The organism is Fictibacillus barbaricus (assembly GCF_014635025.1).
Taxonomy (GTDB): domain Bacteria; phylum Bacillota; class Bacilli; order Bacillales; family Fictibacillaceae; genus Fictibacillus; species Fictibacillus barbaricus.
On record NZ_BMCE01000002.1, the window covers coordinates 172,690 to 191,514 of the forward strand.

14 protein-coding genes are annotated in these 18,825 nt (G+C 38.2%); 2 read left to right on the forward strand and 12 right to left on the reverse strand.

Translation table 11 applies throughout. The annotated features are described in order from the left end of the window. Nucleotides 1–127 precede the first annotated feature (127 nt). The 4 genes from IEV52_RS10195 to IEV52_RS10210 form a co-directional block, all read right to left on the reverse strand. On the reverse strand, nucleotides 128–868 hold the full coding sequence (locus IEV52_RS10195) for a CBS domain-containing protein (protein ID WP_188402454.1): 741 nt from the start codon (nucleotides 866–868) through the stop codon (nucleotides 128–130). 96 nt (nucleotides 869–964) lie between these two features. Further along, nucleotides 965–2,170: a GTP-binding protein gene (locus IEV52_RS10200; RefSeq protein ID WP_188402455.1), complete on the reverse strand. Its 1,206-nt coding sequence runs from the start codon at nucleotides 2,168–2,170 to the stop codon at nucleotides 965–967. Between the two features lie 320 nt (nucleotides 2,171–2,490). Beyond that, nucleotides 2,491–2,988 carry a hypothetical protein gene (locus IEV52_RS10205; RefSeq protein ID WP_188402456.1) on the reverse strand — a complete coding sequence of 166 codons (498 nt, stop codon included), beginning with the start codon at nucleotides 2,986–2,988 and terminating at the stop codon, nucleotides 2,491–2,493. 87 nt (nucleotides 2,989–3,075) lie between these two features. Then, complete coding sequence (locus tag IEV52_RS10210) at nucleotides 3,076–4,347, reverse strand: M24 family metallopeptidase (protein WP_188402457.1); 1,272 nt, start codon at nucleotides 4,345–4,347, stop codon at nucleotides 3,076–3,078. A 127-nt stretch (nucleotides 4,348–4,474) separates the two neighbouring features. On the opposite strand from IEV52_RS10210, the gene IEV52_RS10215 reads away from it, so the two are divergent. Beyond that, complete coding sequence (locus IEV52_RS10215; RefSeq protein WP_188402458.1) at nucleotides 4,475–5,803, forward strand: oligosaccharide flippase family protein; 1,329 nt, start codon at nucleotides 4,475–4,477, stop codon at nucleotides 5,801–5,803. A 39-nt stretch (nucleotides 5,804–5,842) separates the two neighbouring features. Here IEV52_RS10215 and IEV52_RS10220 read toward each other — a convergent pair whose 3' ends face one another. The 5 genes from IEV52_RS10220 to abc-f form a co-directional block, all read right to left on the reverse strand. Further along, nucleotides 5,843–6,280 carry a hypothetical protein gene (locus tag IEV52_RS10220; protein ID WP_188402459.1) on the reverse strand — a complete coding sequence of 146 codons (438 nt, stop codon included), beginning with the start codon at nucleotides 6,278–6,280 and terminating at the stop codon, nucleotides 5,843–5,845. Between the two features lie 276 nt (nucleotides 6,281–6,556). Further along, nucleotides 6,557–8,335, reverse strand: coding sequence for an ABC transporter ATP-binding protein (locus IEV52_RS10225; protein WP_188402460.1), 1,779 nt, complete (start codon nucleotides 8,333–8,335; stop codon nucleotides 6,557–6,559). Further along, nucleotides 8,332–10,071 (reverse strand): ABC transporter ATP-binding protein, encoded by a 1,740-nt coding sequence (locus IEV52_RS10230; protein WP_188402461.1) that lies wholly within the window; start codon nucleotides 10,069–10,071, stop codon nucleotides 8,332–8,334. The genes IEV52_RS10225 and IEV52_RS10230 overlap by 4 nt, the downstream gene beginning before the upstream one ends. Nucleotides 10,072–10,365: 294 nt before the next feature. Further along, complete coding sequence (locus IEV52_RS10235; protein WP_188403871.1) at nucleotides 10,366–11,889, reverse strand: FAD-dependent oxidoreductase; 1,524 nt, start codon at nucleotides 11,887–11,889, stop codon at nucleotides 10,366–10,368. 134 nt (nucleotides 11,890–12,023) lie between these two features. Beyond that, the gene (gene abc-f, locus IEV52_RS10240) at nucleotides 12,024–13,649 is read right to left on the reverse strand and encodes a ribosomal protection-like ABC-F family protein (protein ID WP_188402462.1); all 1,626 of its coding nucleotides are present in this window, start codon (nucleotides 13,647–13,649) and stop codon (nucleotides 12,024–12,026) included. A 419-nt stretch (nucleotides 13,650–14,068) separates the two neighbouring features. On the opposite strand from abc-f, the gene cbpA reads away from it, so the two are divergent. Further along, the gene (cbpA, locus tag IEV52_RS10245) at nucleotides 14,069–14,719 is read left to right on the forward strand and encodes a cyclic di-AMP binding protein CbpA (RefSeq protein WP_188402463.1); all 651 of its coding nucleotides are present in this window, start codon (nucleotides 14,069–14,071) and stop codon (nucleotides 14,717–14,719) included. 42 nt (nucleotides 14,720–14,761) lie between these two features. Here cbpA and katA read toward each other — a convergent pair whose 3' ends face one another. From katA to IEV52_RS10260, 3 genes are all read right to left on the reverse strand, one after another. After that, on the reverse strand, nucleotides 14,762–16,222 hold the full coding sequence (gene katA / locus IEV52_RS10250) for a catalase KatA (RefSeq protein ID WP_188402464.1): 1,461 nt from the start codon (nucleotides 16,220–16,222) through the stop codon (nucleotides 14,762–14,764). Between the two features lie 190 nt (nucleotides 16,223–16,412). Continuing rightward, the gene (gene aroA, locus IEV52_RS10255) at nucleotides 16,413–17,699 is read right to left on the reverse strand and encodes a 3-phosphoshikimate 1-carboxyvinyltransferase (RefSeq protein ID WP_188402465.1); all 1,287 of its coding nucleotides are present in this window, start codon (nucleotides 17,697–17,699) and stop codon (nucleotides 16,413–16,415) included. A 15-nt stretch (nucleotides 17,700–17,714) separates the two neighbouring features. Next, nucleotides 17,715–18,812 (reverse strand): prephenate dehydrogenase, encoded by a 1,098-nt coding sequence (locus tag IEV52_RS10260; protein WP_188402466.1) that lies wholly within the window; start codon nucleotides 18,810–18,812, stop codon nucleotides 17,715–17,717. Nucleotides 18,813–18,825: the final 13 nt, after the last annotated feature.

Consider the following 18,825-nt stretch of genomic DNA (forward strand, 5'->3'; position numbering starts at 1 on the left):
AAAATATTCTGTTATTTCAAATTTTCGTTTCCCTAATCGGTATCTCCTTAAACAAATCGCGATATTCAAATTAGAATAATTTGTTGAATATCTCATGTAAAAAGACACTCGAAAAGAGTGTCTATTCTTAATCATCAAGATCAATTTCTATAAGGTCATAGGACGTTACAATCCCCAAAGGTTTTTCATTCTCACTTCCGTTAAGAGTGATTATAATGGCTTCAAGCTTTTTTCCTTCTCTGTGAAAATTCTCAAATATTTCTTCTGCTTTAAATATACTTGATGTTTTAGAAATAAAAGCAACGAGTTGTTTATGTTCTTTGTTAGCAATGTCCGAGATCCGGGCATTATTTAAATCAATAACCTGGTCGGCTAAGTGGTCCGTCAACCAGTTTAAAAGGTAAGTTGCCGTTAACAGCCAAAGGTATTCTCCTTTTTCGTTATATACAGGAAACCGGGAATATGATGTTTTTCGAATACAGCTTAGAACATCTTCAAGACGATCATTTTCTTTAAAACGGTGGACTTTCTTTGTAGCAATATTTAACGCAGTTTCTGGCTTCATAAAATAGGCAGCAATTTTTTCAATACGTTCTACGATCTCTAAGTGAGGTTCTGCGATGTAGTAATCATGGTCCACTTTTTCGTGGACAATCGCGTTTCTCAGTTTTGCAAACTGAAATAACTCATTATAAAATGACCGAATAAGGGAGTGCTTTTTCATACCTGTTTCCACTAAATTTTTAAATCTGTCATCACTGGTGTCTTTCACCTTATCTATCAAACATTTATGAATTTGATTAAAGGCAATCTCAAACCGTTCTGAAAGACTTTTTTCTTTATTTGATTGTATATGAGTGACGGTCATCTTCTATCTCTCCTTCTATCGCACTACCCAATTACTACCCTTTATGGTTTGTATCTTAAACAAAAAACGAACCCATTTTTGGGTCCGTTCATCTACTTATTCGTTTTCGGGAAACGCTGGTAAAGGATCATACATTGTTTCCCACTTTATATTCTTCATTTCCTCATCAGTTAACAAACAACGATCTAAGTCCGTTATGGTTTTTTCCTTATCAATATGAATGCCTATTAACACCAATTCAGTTATTCGGTCACCGTATACATCATCCCAGTTTAAATTGTGATTCATTTCTTCTACTAACATCTCTTCTTGTTCGTGTGGAGATAATGCTGCAATCCATTGACCAGCCGGTTGAAAAATAATACTTGTTCCTGCTTGGCTTAGAAGAATGGCCCAATCATTACGTGAGGCTACCCAAATAAAGCCTTTTGCTCTAACAATCTCAGCAGGCCAATTCTCTAAATATCTGTAAAGTCTTTCTGGATGGAATGGTCTTTTCTTTCGATAAACGACAGAAGATATTCCATATTCATCTGTTTCTGGGATATGTTCAGTTTCCAGTTCTTTTATCCATCCTGCTGATTGACTAGCGATTTCAAAATTAAATAAGCCGGTAGAAAGAATTTCTTTTGGATGAATTCTTCCAAATTCTGTTTCAAGCAATTTTGCTTGAGGCTGTAATGTTTTGAGCACTCTTTTTAGCTCTTCTCGTTCATCTTCCGCTAACAGATCACATTTGTTTAAAATTAATACATCACAAAATTCAATCTGATCGATAAGTAAGTCAACCACTTCTCTTGTATCGAATTCATCGAGTCCTTCTTTACGATCTAATAAGCTTTCGCCTGATGCAAAGTCACTCCAAAATCGGTTAGCATCAACAACAGTAACCATCGTATCCAATTTACAATAGGAAGCAAGGTCGACACCAGATGCCTCATCTGAATAAGTAAAGGTTTGGGCTACAGGGATGGGTTCACTTATCCCCGTAGATTCAATAAGAATATAATCAATATCACCGTTTTTAACGATGCGTTCCACTTCGATTAATAAATCTTCTCGCAAAGTACAACAGATGCAGCCGTTTGTCATCTCTATAAGCTTCTCTTCTGTTCTGGATAGTTTCGTTTCATTCTTAATTAAAGAAGCGTCAATGTTAATCTCACTCATGTCATTAACAATCACAGCAACTTTTAATTCGTCCCGATTAGATAATATGTGATTCAGTAAAGTTGTCTTTCCTGCTCCAAGATAACCGCTCAATACGGTTACAGGCACTCTTTTATTTAGTGTATGTATCATGCGTGACTCCTTTTTAAATCGAAATGATTACGATTAATATAATAAATCACCTGGTTTCTGGTGTCAACAAAGAAAAACCTGTTCCTTTTCTAGAACAGGTTTTAGCGCTTTATTGTTTTATATAATAGTAACAAACAAAAGATTCTGTTTTGTAAAAGTCTTCTTGTTCGTAAAGTCTTGCTGCTCGAATTCATTAAGTTTTAGGTAACATCATCATCAAACAGAAACTGCCTGGGCGTTTGTAAATTAAATTAATTATAAGAAATTTTCCGAAAATTGAGCATAAAAAAAGATGCGCATCACTTCACACATCTTTGTCTTTAGCAATCTTTCCATTCAATTTTTCCGCATTTGTTATCTGGATCAAGTTCAATCTCAAAATCATGCTTTTGATAAAAATGAACGAGGCGATCTACATGCCCCCAGTCTCTTGTAGCGATATCCCCTTTTATAGTGGGGATGTTTTTATCAGATGCAGTCTCTTTTAAGTATTGCATGCAAATAGAGCCGTATCCTTTATTGGCTGGTCCTTTAATATCACCAATATGAAGTGTGTTTTCATCTTCATAAATAGCATCAATGGAAAAATCCCAGCCATCGTATCTAGACTCACAATCATTGATCATTATCTTACATTGATCAAGCTGTTCAGATTTATAAACAATTACAATGTTATCTTCTTTTGTTTGGTCAACTCCAATAACATCATAATTCTTTGCAATCTGCTTCATGTCATTCTGTAGTCGTAATAACTGAAATTCAAGCTCATTTCTGTCAATTTTATTTTCTTTTTTCTGTTCTTTCTCAAGTAATAACATATACAATCCCCCTTCCTCTGCACAATAGGCAGACACACACAGTTTCCCATTGTACAAGAGGTCAGGAAATATATCAAATGTAACTTATTAACAATCTGAATGAATAAGATAAAACTCAGTTTGCCTTTCTGTAAAATAACACATCTCATTGTCTTTTAAAGAAACCGTTTCTTCCAGATAGATCGGAATATCTTTGTTCCATTCAGGAATAAATTTCCTGATGTTAAACTCCAATGCGTAACAGGTGTGTTCTTCTAGAGGCAACTCACCTCGAAAAGAAATTGGCTCTTGTTTATCATATAAGCCAATAATGGGACCTGCTCCATGACAGTGATATCCGATAGGATGAGAATAAAGCATTGCTGTAATGCCTTTATTTGTAGCATTTTCAATTACTTTTGAAAAAACATCATTACCTGACATCCCTTTTTTGCTCGTTTCAAAAAAGATATCTTCAAAAATAGCGGCTGTATGTAAAGCACTTCTTAATCCGGCAGGTACTTCTGTCTCACCCGTTTTTAGGACATATGCCAATTGTTGAGTGTCTGTACAGAGACCTAAATATTCAATTCCAAAATCAAGATGAAGAATATCCCCTGGTAAGATTGTACCTTCCATCCTGTCTGCATCTGCATCTTTTCTTTGTATATCAAGAGTAGGATAAAAGGATGTTTTGATCCCAAGATCCACAACCCTTTGACGAATCCAAGCTACTACATCATAAGTTGAAGAAACGTTTGGTTTAATAACTTGGTTTGTAAAAGTCTCTTCGACGATTGTTTTTGTTATACTGACAAGCTCTTTATATGCATCCAGTTCAGATTCAGTGCGGGTTTGAAGCCAATCAATGGCAAGGTTTTCAGATGAAACTAGTTTTGAAAAATGTGTTTCTCTTATGGAATGTTTTAAAATCTCATGGAAAGATTGAGTTAATCCATCACAGAAAGCATAATGTTTTGAAGTATTCACAGCAATCGCTCTAGGGCTGTAGTCATCCATTATTCGATTTAATACATCGAAAGAATCCTCACCATTTTTAGGTGGATAACATGTATAGAAGGGCTCAAATTTCTTATTCGATGAAACAACATATCTTGTTATTGTTTCTGAGTTCTTCTCCTTTACAAAGGCAAAGATCGTCAACCTTCTGGAACTATCGATGGATGACGGGAAAAATGTTACACCGATAGGATCTTCATGATATTCCTTTCCAATCGTAACCCACATATCAATATTATGTTTTTTCATTAAGGAAGGTAATAATTGATCAAGCCTCTGTAGAAGCCACTCATCCATTGTTCTTTCTTGATCAGTTAATTTCCTAATAATAGGTGGTTGTTTTTTTGTATGTAATGTCAAAGATTCTCTCTCCTTACTATGCGGTATCTTAATCTTTCTCGTTAAAAGTTTAAAATCCTTCGAGGTCTTGTTTCATTTTTTCTGCATATGAATAGGAGGACAACGTGTACAAGGAGATGCACCATGTATGAATATATTCTTTCGAGGAGTATTGCTGCTTGCCGCAGCGGCATTGGTAGGTGAAAGCTTAGAATTTATTGTAAATATGATATTAGCAAGACAGCTTGGAGAGTTAGGATTAGGGCACTATATGTCGATCTTTCCAACAGTAATTTTAATTATTATCATTGCCAGCCTTGAGCTGCCTATTTCAATCTCAAAATTTGTAGCTGAAAAAGAAGAAAAACAACATTACAGCATGCTAAAACATGCTACAAAGCTGACATTAATACTAACGCTTGCCATGATCGTAATTGCTGTTGTTGTTCTGCCCTTCATCCCGGTATTCAATAGCTACCACCCATTAGTCAGATGGTTGATGGTCATTTTAATTCCACTCATATCGCTCACCTCTATCGCAAGAGGTTTTTTTATGGGCAAACAGCAGATGGGCAAACTTGCTTTCTCAAATTTGTTTCGAAAACTGGCTCAGCTTATCTTATTAACAGGAATCTACCAGCTTTTTTCGTTTGACCAGGAAACAGCAATCCTTGTTGCCTTAGCGACATTTGTAGGAAGTGAATTAGTGGTTTTTGTTTACCTGTTTACTGCCTATCTGCTTCAGTATAGAAGGATGAATTCATCTGCCAACGAGCGTTTAAGCGGAAGTGAAGTGACTAAAAGCTTAATGGCTGTAACGATCCCAACGACTGGGCTGCGTCTTTTCCATGCAGTTACAAATGCTATTCAGCCATTTCTGATTAAATATTCTCTTTCACTTACGGGTCTGTCGGATGCAGCTGCAACTGAACAGTTTGGATTATTAGCAGGTGTAGCTATATCAATTGGATTTTTCCCAGCCTTTATTGCCCATTCTCTATTGGTTGTTTTGATTCCAACAGTTTCAGAAGCGACAGCAAAAAAAGATGTTGAAAAATTAAAGATGCTTCTCATTCGTGTTATGGGAATTACGGCATTATATGGTTTTCCAGCAGTCACCATATTTCTTTTGTTTTCTGAAAAGTTAACCATGATGTTCTTTCATTCTCAATCCGCAGCCACTTATTTAGAATTATTGTGGCCTAGCTTTTTGTTTACTTTTTTTCTGATACCCTTACAGGCCTATTTAATTGGTTTAGGATTAATCACAACTGCTTTTATCCAGTCGGTATGGTCGACAACCTTGTCCTTTGCTCTTATGTATATACTTGGTTCTCAACCCTCACTGGGAATGCATGGAATTATCATTGGAATGAACGCAGGCTCTGTTCTGTTAATGCTTCTTCATTATTTTTCAGTCTGTAAAGCAATTGGAATAAATACGTGGTTCAGTGCAAGAAACTATTATCAAGATTAAAAAAGCGCCTTATGGGATTTCTCCTGTAAGGCGCTTTTTTTAAACGTTCTGTTTTGTTTGAGAGAGGACCGCGCGATAGTTATACCTATCGTTATCTTGTTTTGTAAATTTCCATTGTAAAGGGATTTTAGCTAGGAGAAAGTCAAGTTGTTCTTGTGTTAATGTGAGGTCAATAAATGATTCACCCATCACGAAGTCATTATTTTCTTTTAAAGAGAATTTAGTTCGAATCAAGTTCGTCAATCCACGTATAGTAAGAAATTTTATTGTATAACCGCTGTTTATGGCAGAAACAATGGTATCCCAATTCTGCTCAGCGTATTCAAAAAAATTTGACCAGCTTTTTTCCTCCTTGCCGATATGTCGTAATGCTTCCATGTTTTTTGTTCTGATAACCTCTACTAATTGATTACCCGCAACTCCACCAGCGATTGCTGCTTCAATTAATAAAGCGACAGGCATTGATAATTTAACCATTGTTCTGATCTCCTCTCAACCCTATATAGTTTAAATTATTATTTCATTGTTTGTAGGTCTCTTCAATATTTTATTGCTCTCCAGATACTTTGCGGATATTTTGACAGTTTTCTTTCCGTTCAATGGCCAGGCATTTATTACTAGTGTGACTAAGTTGAGGTAAACTCTATTTTCGCAGATATTTGTAGACCACCTCATGGGGTAACCTGCTACATATATACCCGGGTCAGGATGAATGATGAGGAAAAGGCAATCTTATCCAGATTGCCTTTCATATTAGCTGCTAAAAGCTTGTGTTCCGATATCTGCTTCACGCTTAAATAGTCTGCTGTATACTCCGTTTACAGACTGCAGCAATTCATCATGTTTACCTTGTTCGATCATCTTGCCATTCTCTATAACAATAATTCGGTTTGCAGCCAAAACAGTTGAAAGTCTGTGAGAGATGATAAAAACCGTTTGCTTAGATTTTCTTTTATTAATAGCTTCATTCACTTGAACTTCAGTGATTGGGTCAAGAGCTGAACTTGCTTCATCAAGTATGAGAATAGCAGCGTCTTTTACTAGAGCACGTGCAAGAGATAATCTTTGTTTTTGTCCCCCAGATAACAAGCTCCCTCTTTCTCCAACTAATGTATTTAATCCTTGCGGAAGGGTTTCTATAAAATCTCCTAGCCCACTGTCTTGAAGAGCTTTAAGTAATTCTTCGTCTGTCGCTTCTGGTTTTGCAATACGCAAGTTGTCAGCAAGTGATCCATTACGCAGCTGAACGTCTTGGGAAACGATAGCAATCTGAGATCGAAGCCAGCCTGCATCAATTGATGAAATATCTTTTCCGTCTACAAATATCGATCCGCTCTCCGGCTCGTATAGACGAAGCAACAAATCGACGACCGTTGATTTTCCGGATCCGCTCGGGCCCACAAGAGCTATAGCTTCTCCAGGATTTACAGAAAAAGATAACCCTTTTAGTACTTTTTCATCTTTCTCCGGATAACCGAAGGCTACATCTCTTAACTCTATCGATCCTTCTATTTCAGGAAGTGTGATCCCTTTTTCTGTTTCAGCAAGAGATACTTTTTCACTCAATAAAAGTTCAGAACGATCTAGAGCAGGCCCGGTTCTTCTTACAGAAAGCCAGTTTCTTAACATTCTTTGCATCTCGTTTGCTGCGATCGCAACAAGTCCTGCAGCTGTCAGCATTTCACCGGTGGTTAATTTATCGTTCCAAATGAGATAAGAGCTTAACCAGTAGACAACAGCTAAGCCTAATCCATTGTAGCTTCCTATTACTACAATAGACTGCATCCTTGCTTTTAACTCATAACGTGATTCTTTAATAAAAGATTTTCTTATTTCAGCAACACTCGCTACTTCCCCATCCGAAACGCCTAAAACTCTGGATAGATGAATACCAGTTACAGATTCACGGAGTCTTTCAAGGTACCGTGATGCTTCTTTTCTAGAATTCGCAGATGCCTGACGAGTTCGTTGTCCTACCGCATTGGATGTTAAGTAAAAGATTACGCCTAATACGACACTAGTTATCATCAAGTACGGGTGGATCCAAAGCAGAACGATGCTATAAAGAATAACTCCTTGAACCGACGCCATAAACGTCGACCCTTCCCAAGCCAGGAAGTTATGAAGGGTATCTGGGTCATCTGAAACACGAGCCATCATCTCACCAGATTGATTGTTTTGATAAAAAGAGAACGGTAAAATCTGCAAATGTTTAAAAAGTCTTAACTTCTGCCAGTTGGTCACCGTTTTGGCAACTTGATGACAAAAATACTCATCTATTACCATTAAGATCAAGTCCGCAACGGCAGCAAAGATTAGAAGCCACATCAAGCCCCATAAAAGTTTGTTAGAATCTCCAGGTAAAATGGTATCAACAAGCCAGCCAAGAGCTAGGGTCGGAATAAGAGCTGAAAATACTTGGGAGATCGCAATAACGAAAGCATCTGCGTAGACCCAGTTCTTATGCGGTTTTAAAAAAGCAAGAACGCGTCTGCCATCACGATTTTTTTGTTTTACAACAGTTTGGCTCATATCGCTCTCTCCTTTTCTAACTCGCTATACTGTGCCATATATAGTTCGTAGTATGGACCTCTTCTTGCAAGCAGTTCATCGTGAGTTCCTTCCTCAGCTACCACTCCTTTATCAAGAAGCAAAATCTTATCAGCATCACGGACTGTAATAAGTCTATGAGCAATTGTAATCGTTGTTCTGCCAGGTATAAGTGTCTCAAGAGCTGCTTGAACGCGTTCTTCTGTTTCCCCGTCCAGTGAAGATGTAGCTTCATCAAAGATTAATAGTGCAGGATGACGAAGAATGGCTCTTGCAAGAGCAACGCGCTGTCTTTGGCCTCCAGATAATTTTAGACCCCGCTCACCAACAACCGTTTCGTAACCATCTGGCAGCGCTGCGATAAATTCAGTCAACCCGGAAGCTTCACACGCCGCTTCCAAGTCTTGCTGTGTAGCATTTTTTCTTCCATATAATAAGTTCATGCGAAGCGTGTTATTTAGTAGGAAGGTTTCTTGGGATACTACACCAACTTGCTGACGGAACGAATTTCGATTGTAATGATATAAATTTTGCTGATCTACGTGAATGGTACCTGCTTCTGGTTCATAAAGACCAAGGAGCAGCTGGATAAGCGTTGATTTTCCCCCGCCGCTAGTTCCGACGATTCCTATATGCTGTCCAGCTTTCAAATTTAGTGATACACCTTTTAGTACATATTCCTCATTGCCAGGATAACGGAACCAAAGATTATCAACATCGATGTCCCCGCGAATGGGTTGCATGTTTGGAAGGTTATCGGCATGTTCAACTGGCAGATCGAAATATTCATAGATTCGCTGCAAAGCAGGAATGGCTTGCTGAATGATCAAAGCATTCTCAGCAAGAGAGCGAATCGGAAAAAACATGGTAGGAATAAAACCAAGACATGCCACAAGCGTTCCGACCGTAATGGTGTTGTTCCAAACAGCAAGACCACCAACCAGCATGACTACACCAGGTGTAGCAATATTGAAAAGGTTGCCAAGTCGCCAGTTCACTTTCCCAATCAAGGCTGCACGAATGGAATAGTTCTTCCAATCTGTCAGCTTTTTGTCCTGTGTATGTACTTCTCGTTCCTGGGTTTGGAATGTGCGAACTAATCTTGTTGATTCAATGCTTTCTTGAAGATGATGATAGATATCTGCTCTCATATCACGCTGAACAGCACTCATTTTCCTCATGGTTGTACCAAGTTTAAATGATGGGTACAGGTAGATAGCGAAAACACAAAACATAACGATCGCAACAGGCCAATATAAAGCAAAAACGGCAATAAACGCAGCAATTGCACTCACTACTTGCTGAACGAACCTTGGTACAACTGTATTGTTTAAATTTTGGACTGCTTCTACATCGTGGGTAAGACGATACAACATGTCTCCCCGAGGCGTGGTTGTAAAAAATGACATTGGAGTTTTATGCAAACGACCGAATGCTCTCATTTGCATATCTGTTATTACATCTAAACCGATTTGGATTTGAATAAATTCTTGAAGTGATTCAAAGATGACTTTCAATAAAAAAGAAAATAATACCCCCGCAACTAGCCAGCCGACCATATCGGTCATTTGGTCCGGCAGCACTTCATCCACTAGCTTACCTGCTAAAATGGGTGGAATGACCGTAAAGGCTCCCCCTATCAATGAACATGCAAAGGCTAATAGAAGCCCCCTCCAATAAGGCTTAAAGTGCTTAAGTGTTTCTCTGAAAAGCTTCATTTCTAGTTCCCCCTCTCGCCCTTAAGCACTTTATTTTATACTAAATTCAAAAAATTATCATTATTTTTACTTGTTATTTTTTTGAAATTATAAAGAAATTTCTGGGAGGGATAGGTGCTAAATGAACTTACACAAATAGATACACAAAAATCCAATTTCTTTGATCCACGAAAACGCTCCTTAATTTCACGTTATAACAATATATCCGCGTTTATATGTAGACAGGTGTTGTCAAAAGACATTAAAAAACTCATAAGGTTCAATTCGAACCATTATGAGTCATATCAACACTTTCTATTGCAGTTCTACCCGTTTAAGCGGTTTTATTGCAGGCCCTTCTACTACTTCCCCATCATAAGAAAAGCGCGAACCGTGACACGGACAATCCCAAGTTCTGTCACCGCTGTTCCATTCCGTTTCACATCCTAGATGCGTACAGGTGGTATCAACGATATGAAGTTCCCCTTTTTGGTCTCTGTAAGCCCCACAACGTTCTCCGTTAACAGTAACAGCGCAGCCTTCATCTTTCTCTAAGCTTCGAGGATGTTTAGAAGGTTTTTCTAATTTTCCGGATACAAAATGCTTTGCAACATCAGCATTTTCTTTTACAAATTGCTTGATATCGGATGGATCTGCTTGAAACCGCTGAGGCGTATAAAGATCAGCGAATTCATTCTCTTTGCCTAGAACATAATCTCTTATGATTAACGCGGCAAGTGTTCCTGTAGTCATTCCCCATTTTTTATAACCAGTTGCTACAAAAATATGGTCATGTTTATGAGTAAGCTTTCCGATAAAAGGAACTTTATCGAGTGTAATTAAGTCCTGGGCTGACCAGCGGTACAACACTTTATCCAGATTTAATGATTTTTTAGCTTCCTTCAATAAAGCTTCATAATGCTGATGTGTTGGAATTCCTTGACCGGTTTGATGACTCTCCCCGCCAAGAAGCACAATTTTCTCGCCATCTTGTAAAATAGAACGATAAGAACGAGATGTCTCATCTACACTTAAATACATCCCAGACGGGAATTCATCTTTTGTTTTTACAGCTAAAACGTAAGAACGATCTGCCATCATTCTAGTAAAATAAAAGCCCAACCCGTCAAAGAACGGAAAATGTGTGCAGCATGCCACATAGTCAGCTTTAACTTTATGACCATTGCTTGTTGCCACTATAGCTTTATTATCACCATTATTCTCTTCAATATCAGTTGCTGTCGTGTTTTCAAATACCTTAACACCTAAAGTATCCATTTCTTTTAATAGTGCAGCTAAGTATTTAACTGGGTGAAAATGAGCTTGGTTTCTCATCACAAGCGCTTTTTTGTGTGGAACATTAAAGGGAAGATGATCAACCAGTTCCCCATTAATCTCTAATTTTTGATAAGCTTCTGCTTCTTGATCCAGCTTTGTTACACCTTGATCTGTGTTGGCATAAAGATATGCATCATGGTGTTCATAGTTACAATGAATATCATGTTCTTTAATGAGATCACGAATAAATTTACCAGCATATTCATTAGAACGATAATATTGATGAGCTCTTTCTAACCCAAAGTGCGAGATCAGGCGGTCATAGATGACATCATGCTGTGCAGTGATTTTGGCTGTAGTATGACCTGTTGTACCATTTAACACTTTTCCTGCTTCAAGTAAAGTTACTTGCAAACCCTCTTTTGCAAGAAGATAAGCTGTTGTTATTCCGCTTATGCCTCCTCCAACTACAACGACTTCTGACTGATGATCTTCACTTAATGAAGAATAGGATGGTAAATCTAAATTTTGTTTCCAAATCGGCTCCGGAAACTGGGGCATGTTATATTCGTAGTTACTCACAAAATACCTCCTGTTGATAAACGTTTTACAACCATTATTCCCCATAGGTGCAGACTGCAATCAGAAATCAAAAAAACAGGCTAAAATAGCCTGCTTTTTCATTGGTTCTCTAATCATTTTCTTGAATTTGTTCGTTTTTCAAGAGCATAATCGAAGCTCCCATTGTAAGTTTCTAACTTTCCTTCTTCCAGCCAGATTGTCCGCTCAAAGAGTTTGTTCATAAAGTATCTATCATGTGATACAGATAGAATCGTACCCTCATATTCTTCTAATGCTGCTTCAAGTGCTTCGCGTGCATCAATGTCTAAGTGGTTAGTAGGTTCATCAAGTATCAAGAAGTTTAATCCTTCATATACGAGTTGTGCAAGTCGTAAACGGGTTCTTTCCCCACCACTTAAATCATTTGCCTTTTTAAAGACTGATGCTCCATAGAATAAGAATTTTGCCAGATGGTGCCTTGCTTCTCCTTCATCCATCTCCACTTTTTCACGAAAGATATCAAGTACCGTTTGTTTAGGGTCAGCTATCAGACCTTTTTGAGATAAATATCCGATTGAAACAGATGAGCCCAGTTTTATGGATCCGCTTGAACAATCGTTCGTTTGAAGGGATTGTAATAATGTTGTTTTGCCGGACCCGTTTTTACCGACTAGCGCTACTTTTTCACCATATCTTATTTGTAGATTAATATTATCTAGGATGGTGCTCCCTTCTATTGATTTGCTAACTTGTTCGACAACTGCTACATCCTGGCCGCTTCTTTTATTTATTGAGAATTCGAATGCTGCCTTTTTACGTTCAAGCTTCGGACGTTTCATATTCTGGATACGAGTTAGTGCTTTTTCCATGTTTCTTGCTCTTCTAAAAAACTTTTCATTACCAGAACGGGCTCCCCAATCACGCAATTGTTTGATAGATTCTTTAATCTTTTTAACTTTCTTCTGTTGTTCTTGATATTTTTCAAATTCTAATAAAAGATTGTTCTCTTTTTCTTTTATAAAACCCGAGTAGTTGTGGTTGTAAGTCTTGCATTCTCCGTCTTCTAGGTCGATTGTCTTTGTTGTTACTTTGTCTAGAAAATACCGGTCATGACTTATGATAATAACTGCGCCCTTATATTTTTGCAGATAGCTCTCCAGCCAGTTCATCGTCTCAATGTCGAGGTGGTTTGTTGGTTCATCTAAAAGGAGAAGATCCGGCTCTTTTAGTAACAAACAAGCTAACCCTACCTTAGTCTGTTCCCCACCGCTTAATTGTTTAAAATGATGATGGGATAGTTGTGCGATACCTAAACCAGCTAAGACGCCATTCATTTTAGACTCAATCGTATAACCACCAAGATTCTCAAATTCTTCTTGAAGCCGGTACAATTTATTAAGGTTCTTCTCCAATCGGTGACTTTGATTGGGGTCACTTAATAATAGATTGACTTCTTGAATTCGGTTTTCAATTTGTTTTATTTCAATAAATGTCTCTGATATTACATCAACGACCGTCATATTCTCGTTATGATCAGGCATTTGTGACAAATAACCAATTTCAGCATCCTTTTTAAGAAAGATTGAGCCTGAATCTGGATGATCGAGCCTGCTTAATAGCTTAAATAAAGTTGTTTTGCCGGAACCATTCTGACCGACGATTCCGACACGATCTTGTTCATGTATCTCAAAAGATATATTTTTTAATATTTCGTTTCCGCCGTACATTTTTTTTACATTTTGAACAGTGCAAATAATCATCTTTCATTTCTCCTTTTATATAAATGCCACTGTCCTTTTTTTATAAAAAAAACCCATGAGCAAACATACCTGCCCATGGGTTCACGTCTATTAAAAAGGATAGGGGTAAGGTTACTTAGCGATGTACGTTATGTGATTAACTGGAAATGGACAGACTCCACCAATTTTTAAAAACTTGTACGTAATTGCGCGGAAAACGACCAACCAGTTAAACATTTGTACACCTTTAAGCATGCCTTACACCTCCTTTTTTTATGATTTTGAATTTAGAAAATATTCTAGTTATATTATATGCTAACCTATCGTATTGTGCAAATAGGAAAAATATTTTAAGAATCCGTTAGAAAGCAGGTAAACTTGCTATTTTTGTCGAAATAGTTTTAAATATTTATATAATTCTGAAAAAAAGGGTGTGTCACATGAAGGTAAAATCCAACTATCTCTCCAAATCTAAAGTAATGTATGTAACAGAAAATATGTCGATCAGCGAGGCTCGCTATACGATTATACAGTCAGGCTATCGCTGTATACCCGTGTTGGATGAAAAAGAAGAAAAGTTTGTAGGCCTGCTCTTTAAAGAAACTACATCAGATTATATCATTGATAATGTGGGTTCTGTAAAAGATTATGTTAGTAGAATTGTAGAAGAAAAAGACGCTTATATTCATGAGAATACGGCTTACTTTAAGGTTCTCTTCTCTATCCGCCGCTTGCCTTTTATGGCGGTTGTAGATGACAATCACCATTTCTTAGGTATTATCACACATTCTAAAGTAATGGATATTTTAGAAGACTCCTATGGAATTAAAAAAGGCGGCTACTCTTTAACGGTATCTACAACTGAAGGAAAAGGATCATTAAGGAAGTTGTTTACCGCACTTCATGAAGATTACAATATTGAAGGTGTTTTCACACAGGATGCGGGTAAGCAGTTTTTACGACGTGTTGTTATTACATTCAATGAAAGTGTCTCCCGTAAAGAGATTGATGAGATTGTACACCGTGTAGAGGCAAACGGATTTAAAGTAGCAGACATTGAAGATTTAAGAACATTTACAAGCGTCCAATAACATACAAAAACGTTCCCTGCTACCGGGAACGTTTTTTTTGTTTTACTTCACTTCTTGCGGAACTGATAAACCCAGACCTTCTGCAACACGAGTTCCGTATTCAGGGTCTGCTTTATAAAAATGTTGAATTTGACGGAGTTTGATCTCAACACTATCAACAGGCTTCATTGCCCCAACGATCGTCTCTACAAGACGTGTTTGTTCTTCTTCGCTCAATAAGCGGTATAGATCTCCAGGCTGTGTATAATGATCGTTATGATCATAGCCTGCGCTATCGGCAACCCCTGAAACAAGGAATGCTGCTTGTTTATGTTCGTGAGATTCTTTTGGTCCCTCGTAGCTATTCGGCTCGTAATAAACAGAGTTCCCTCCATTATTGTCAAATCTCATCTGGCCATCACGCTGGTAATTGTTTACTTCGTTACGCGGACGATTTATCGGCAATGCCTGGTGGTTGGCACCTACTCTGTATCGGTGAGCGTCGTGATAAGCAAATAAACGGCCCTGAAGCATTTTATCAGGGGACACATCGATTCCTGGTACCAATGTTCCCGGAGAGAACGTAGCTTGTTCTACTTCGGCAAAATAATTTTCAGGATTTTTATCTAATACCATTCGGCCAACTTCAATAAGCGGATAATCTTTTTGAGACCAGACTTTTGTTACATCGAATGGATCGAATCGATAGGTGTTCGCATCTTTTAGCGGCATGATTTGTACGTATAACTTCCAAGCCGGAAAATCTCCTTTTTCGATGGCGTTAAAAAGATCTTCTGTATGATAATCTGGGTTTTCACCTGCGATCTTTGCAGCTAATTCATTTGAAAGATTTTGTACTCCTTGTTCTGTTTTAAAGTGATACTTTACCCATACGCCATCTCCTTCAGCATTTACCCATTTAAACGTATGGCTGCCGAATCCGTGCATGTGACGGAAAGTAGCCGGAATTCCCCGATCAGACATTAAAATTGTAACTTGATGAAGTGATTCAGGTGATAATGACCAGAAGTCCCAAATCGCATTAGGGTTTTTCAAATGAGTTTGTGGATGCCTCTTTTGTGTATGGATAAAATCTGGGAACTTAATCGCATCCCTTATAAAGAACACAGGCGTATTATTTCCTACTAGGTCGTAGTTTCCTTCTTCTGTATAAAATTTTACAGCAAATCCCCGTGGATCACGCACAGTATCAGCCGAACCATTTTCTCCAGCAACGGTAGAAAAACGAACAAACAATGGTGTTCTTTTGCCTACTTCTGATAAGAAGTTTGCTTTTGTATATTTTTTTATGTCATTTGTTACTTCAAAATAACCGTGTGCTCCTGCCCCTTTTGCGTGAACTACCCGTTCAGGCACACGCTCTCTGTTAAAATGGGCAAGCTTTTCCAAAAGGTGAACATCTTGAATTAATGTTGGTCCGCGTGATCCAGCAGTCATGGAGTTCTGGTTGTCCCCTACAGGAGCACCCCAACTTGTTGTAAGTTTAATTTTCTCGTTACTCATACGAATCACCTCATATTCTTTTTTAAGTACATTTTTAATGATATCACTTCTCAATGTATAATCAATACTTTTTTATAATAATTCTAATATGAAAAATGTTATAATCTGTCGAACTGTGAAATGTACATAAAAAAGCCTGCATTTTATATGCAGACTTTCAAAGGTATTCTTTTAATATAAATTCTCTTGATTATGCTTGAGATAGTTTATTGAGCTGATCAAAAAAAGACGGATAAGACACAGCGATAGCTTCACTTCTTGAGAGTGTTGTTTCCCCTTCTGCTATACATGCAGCAATACTCAGCATCATTCCGATTCGGTGATCTCCATAACTTTGTACAGAAGCACCTTTTAATAAGGATTTTCCATTGATGATCATCCCATCCTCAGTTGCTTCAATATCTGCTCCCATTTTCTTCAGTTCGTTGACGACTGTTGCAATACGGTCTGTTTCCTTCACACGCAGTTCATGTGCATCCTTTATTATGGTCTCTCCCTCTGCTTGTGTGGCTGCAAGGGCAATGATCGGAATCTCATCGATCAAACGTGGAATAAGATCTCCTTCTATGACAGCCCCTTTTAAGGAAGACGTTTTTATGATTAAATCTCCATACGGCTCTGACGCTTCATCATTGACATTTTGATACGTAATATCAGCACCCATATCTCTTAAGACATCTAAAATTCCTGTACGTGTTGGATTTAATCCGACCTTCTTTAACGTAATAACGCTATTTGGAATGATTGCACCTGCTACTAGGAAAAAGGCAGCTGATGAAATATCCCCAGGCACCTCAACATGTGTTCCTTTTAGTTCCTGTCCGCCTGCAACCGAAACTGTTAAACCCTTCTCATCTACTTCAACACCAAACGCTTCAAGCATTCGTTCTGTGTGATCTCTAGACTTTGAAGGTTCTGTTACATAGGTCGTTCCTTCCGCTTTCAGACCTGCTAGAAGAATGGCAGATTTCACTTGTGCACTTGCAATCGGTGACGGATAATGAATGCCTTTCGTTCTTCCGCCTTGGATGTGGAGGGGAACTTTATTGCCAGAATCATTCCCCTCAATCAAAGCTCCTATCTGTTTTAATGGTTTTGTAACGCGGTTCATCGGTCTTTTTGCAATGGACTCATCGCCAGTAAGTACTGAACGAAATGTTGTATTAGCTAATATTCCCATCATAAGCCGAATCGTTGTACCTGAATTCCCAACATAAAGTTCTTCAGATGATGGCTGTAAACCTGTGATCCCTTTTCCTTCTACGGTTACTTTATCATTATCTTGCTGAATGTTTACACCTAGCTTCCTGAAACAAGAAATGGTGCTTAAACAATCCTCACCAGTCAGGAAACCATTTATTGTAGTCTTACCATCTGCAATTGAACCAAACATGACAGCTCTATGAGAGATCGATTTATCTCCAGGCACTTTGATTGCTCCAGTTAAACTTTTTATAGGAGTTAAATGTTTTTCCATGACGAGTGCCTCCTTCTATAACGTAATTTGAGTTAAAAAATTTTCATTCTTTAATATATCTTGGGCTTTGTCCCGGTCGTCTTCGTCCTGAAAACTTAATCGTAGAACCCCATATAGACCTTCTCGAACTTCTAGGATCGTAAGGTTTATAATGCTGATCTGTGACTCAGCTAATACGGCGGTGACATGTGATAGAGCTCCAACTCGATCTTGGATATCAACATATAGGTCTGAAAAAGGGTGAATGGCCCCTTTCAACCGTACAGGTAATTGATCACGAAACGCTTTGGCTCCATCAAAGTATTCGAAAAGTTCTAATGGGTCTCCCTTTTCTACAAACCGAATCACTTCATCCATTTCGTCCTTCCACTCATTCAACAGAAGGAGAAGATGTGATTTGTTCTGACTAACGATATCACTCCACATTTTGGGGGAACTTGAAGCAATCCTCGTTATATCTCGAAAACCGCCTGCTGCAAGCTGCTGGATCAATGGATTTTTAACAGCGTGATTCTGAGCCAGTCTTACAAGGCTAGATGCAATCAAATGCGGAAAATGACTTACGATCCCAGTCAGAAAATCATGCTCGTCCGGGTCAGCGACTAAAAATTTTGCACGCGTTCCTCTTAGCCAGTTCTTAGTTTCATCAATATCTATTTCTGAAGTAATTGAGTTTGGAGTCAGAAAATAAAAGGCATTTTCAATCAGATGTGCTTTTGCACTTTCTACACCCGTTTTATGTGATCCAGCCATTGGATGACCGCCAATAAAACGAATACTTTGTTTAGCCATGTTTTCTGCCTCATTCATTATCGCTTTTTTGGTACTGCCTACATCCATCACGAGAGCTTTTATAGTGGGCCGGATGGAAGCTAGACGCTTCATGACCTTTAGCGTTTCTTCTACCGGTGTTGCAATGATGATAAGGTCAACGGTACTTGCTATCTGGGAAAAATCAGTTACAGCCTCATCAATAACACCTAAGTTTACAGCTGTTTGTGTGTTATCAGCATAAACGTCATACCCAAAGATCGTTGCTTCGTGTTCTTTTTTTATGGCTAGAGCGATTGAACCGCCGATCAATCCAACTCCAATAAGTAAGACGTTTTTCATGTAATAAAGCTCC